The sequence below is a fragment of the Campylobacter sp. BCW_6466 genome, assembly GCF_001762835.1.
Taxonomy (GTDB): domain Bacteria; phylum Campylobacterota; class Campylobacteria; order Campylobacterales; family Campylobacteraceae; genus Campylobacter_D; species Campylobacter_D jejuni.
Map to the genome: position 1 here is coordinate 22244 of NZ_MJXO01000066.1, position 3221 is coordinate 25464.

Here is a 3221-nt window from a genome sequence, read left to right on the forward strand (position 1 = left end):
ATACTAAAAGGATAAAAACTTACATAGGAAAAATCAATGACAAAGATTTTGAAATGATTAAAATAAAATAGTAGAAAATATAATAAGCCCTGCACTAAGACAGGGAAACTCAAAAAATGAGCCAAATCCTTTCATTTCTGAAAAGTATTGAAAAAATTATTATTAAAAAATATCAATCTAAAATAAAGGATTAGCATGACAGAAGAGAAAGAAAATATTATTAAAGAAGTTTGTAAAGAGTTAAACATTACTCAAACTGAATTAGGAAGACAATTAGATGTCTCTGCTTCTACAATAAATACTTGGGCTAGTGGTAAAATTCCAACTTAGTGGATTATATTCTTCTGAAGAAATGGGCGTTGGGGTTACTGAAAGTAGTGATATTATTATCGATATTGAAGCTTACCAAAACAATACTCAGGAAAACAAAAAAAAGTTGATTTCTCGCAAAACTTTTCACAATCAAACGCTACAACTTTTAGCGAAGATGAAAGACAAGTTTTGTTATCTTTGGGACTCAAAGTGAAAAATGAAGATGGTTATTATTGAATTGTAAGAAATACCTATGGTTTAAATGAAAAAATCAAGCAATTAGGTTATAGATTTCACTCTGAGAAAAAAACATGGTGGAAGCAAATTGGAAATGTAGCCTAAGAGCGCACATGAAAAATATGTTATAATTTAGGAGTTAAGCATGCAAGGATATGCCATGAAAAAAGAAATTACACTCAATGAGAGCTTTAAAACATTATTGGAAAGTATTTTTTCAGATACTGATTAAGCTAAAAAGCTCATTCAAGCTTTTGAAGAATTTGCTAATGATAGAGCAACAACGCAAAGGCTTAATTTTGGGAATTTAAAGCAAGAAGCCATTGAGCAAATAAGAAATGAGTTGGTTAGCAAGGATTTATTCCAATCTGAGATTAAAGGACTTGAAGCCGAAATCAAACGAATGGAAAGTTCCTTACAAAGTGAAATCAAACTATCAATAAGTTCATTAAAACAACAAGGAATCTATTGGCTTATAGGAGCTTGTGTTGTTAGCATTGCCACTATAATTTCAAGTGTTTGGGCAATAATGGACTTTATGGTAAAACATTTAAAATAATACTCTCACACTAGAAACAATCTAGTGTAACTTAATCCTAAGGTGGGATATTTCAACCCTTGACTTTTAGTATTTTTTTGTTATAAGATAAGGAGAAAAAAAGAAAGATTTTTTCAAAAAAATAGTAATATTTGCAAAAATACCTACAAAAGCAATCTTAAGATTCATGGAATCTATTGGCATAGGATTGTTTGTAAATACAGGCGATAGTAGAGCTTTTATTATCCTCATCGAAAGTTTGCTAATTTTAACGGTAGTTGCATTATCATCAATCTTTCTTAAAGATTGAACTTTTTTTGAAAAAAGGAGAAAAAATGGATGGTTATAATATAGCCATTTTAATTGGCGCTATCACTCTCGTTTTTGGCACATTGGTTTTAGTAGCTCATTATCTCAATGATAAACACACTAACGAAAGTGAAAACTAAAAACCTTATTGTCTTAGAAATGATTTAAAGATAGACAAAATTAAATCAAAAATTGTAGGCTGTAAAATAAACATTAAAGTAGCAAGAATAATTACATATGTTCTAACTTCTCTTTTAAAACTATCTAGTTTGTTTTCAAGCTTATCAACTGAATTTTCAAGCTTATCAAGTTTAGCACCTATTGAATATTCAAGCTTATCAAATCTAGTATTCAAAAGATCTATAGTTGGTAATTTAGAAATGGCTTCTTTAAATTCTCTAAAAGATTTGTCTTTTATTTCTTGAGAATTTATTTGGCTTTCTTTAGCAAATTCGTTAAGAGCTTTAATGAAATTTTCTTCAGTTTGATCTTTAAAATAGATAGAAAATAAAGCTTTTACACCTTCTGAAATATAATAATTTTTCATATTTATACAACCTTTTTTTTTAATTATAACATAGCAAATTTAAAAATGCAGTTTTTATAAAAATAAATAGAAATTTGTTTTGATTATATTTTACTCAATATTTTTTATTATATCTATGGTTAGTGAATATAATTAATAATTTTTATAAGGGCGTTTTCTGCTTCTTTATTTTTATTCTTCTTTTTAAAAGCTACATCACAGCACTTTATACTCTAAGCTTTTTAAAGTACTCAAATAAGATTATCATAATAAATAATAAAAAATCAATTTCTTATTATTTTCATTTTATTTTTTTCTTTTTTATTATAATTTATATGTTAAAATAACATATTACAAAGGAAACAATATGGATTTATCTCATTCATTAGGACAATATATTATTTTAGCTTTTGCAATAGCCGTAGCCATATTTGTTACATTTTATGACTTTGATAAAAAAGATCATCAACATAATATAAAAAAATAATATCCTTAATATTTATAAAAATTAAAAAAGATTTTAAGTCATTCTAAAAATAAAAATTTATACTATTTTTAAAGGATTTGCTATGCAAAAAAAATATATAAGATTATATTATTGATGTTCATTCTTGCGATTCCCATTCATCAAATGCTTATAAACAAGATTTATTCGATGTTTTAAATGAAGATTTTACCAAAGAATATGAATTCATAGATAGTCCTACTTTAGATGATATGGTAAAACACAAACAAAGTGATGAAGTTTTTAAAGTGTTTTATAAAAAAGATGATAAAATAAGATTGCTTAGAGTTAGTAATATGCAAGCTTTAAATCGTTTTGATAAACTTAAAGGTGCAACGACAAAAATAATTTTAGATAGTGGTTTTAAACCTGATAAATAAAAAGGATTAATATGTGTAAATATCAAGAATATATAGAGCAAATGAAAACTTTATTATTAAAAGGTTTTAAAGATGCCAAAGATGATAAAGTGTATCAAAAAGAACAGCTTGAACTTGCAGAAGCAGGAATTAATGATGGCTTAGAGGAGGATTAATTATATAATTAGCCATATATTTATATTAGTTTTTTTAAAAAACCGTTTTTACTATTCTTTAATCTTTTATATTGTATTTTGATTGTCTTATTTATGTAATTTTATATATAAAAAAAGTTTTTTCCAATTTTACAACAAAATCCTTTATGGTATAATAAAAATAAAAATTATATAAGAAAGGATACAAATGGCTATAAAAATTGAAATTAGCGGATTTGATAAGGATTTTTTACCTGTTTTTGAGAGTTTAGCTAAAAGC

Annotated in this window: 5 protein-coding genes; 4 read left to right on the top strand and 1 reads right to left on the bottom strand. The window is 25.5% G+C overall.

Features of this window, described 5'->3' with window-relative positions:
- Positions 1–195: 195 nt before the first annotated feature.
- Together AJ887_RS06755 and AJ887_RS10455 are read left to right on the top strand one after the other, a co-directional pair.
- The gene (locus tag AJ887_RS06755; RefSeq protein WP_002813602.1) at positions 196–330 is read left to right on the top strand and encodes a helix-turn-helix transcriptional regulator; all 135 of its coding nucleotides are present in this window, start codon (positions 196–198) and stop codon (positions 328–330) included.
- A gap of 622 nt (positions 331–952) precedes the next feature.
- Positions 953–1108, top strand: a complete 156-nt coding sequence (locus AJ887_RS10455; RefSeq protein ID WP_250541023.1) for a hypothetical protein — start codon at positions 953–955, stop codon at positions 1106–1108.
- Positions 1109–1541: 433 nt separating this feature from the next.
- Here the strand turns inward: AJ887_RS10455 and AJ887_RS06765 are convergent, their stop codons facing one another.
- Positions 1542–1943 (bottom strand): hypothetical protein, encoded by a 402-nt coding sequence (locus AJ887_RS06765; RefSeq protein ID WP_070283613.1) that lies wholly within the window; start codon positions 1941–1943, stop codon positions 1542–1544.
- Positions 1944–2639: 696 nt separating this feature from the next.
- Here AJ887_RS06765 and AJ887_RS10220 point away from each other — a divergent pair.
- Positions 2640–2807, top strand: coding sequence for a hypothetical protein (locus AJ887_RS10220; protein WP_186820930.1), 168 nt, complete (start codon positions 2640–2642; stop codon positions 2805–2807).
- Between the two features lie 11 nt (positions 2808–2818).
- Positions 2819–2962 carry a hypothetical protein gene (locus tag AJ887_RS10225; protein WP_186820923.1) on the top strand — a complete coding sequence of 48 codons (144 nt, stop codon included), beginning with the start codon at positions 2819–2821 and terminating at the stop codon, positions 2960–2962.
- The last annotated feature ends 259 nt before the right edge of the window (positions 2963–3221 follow it).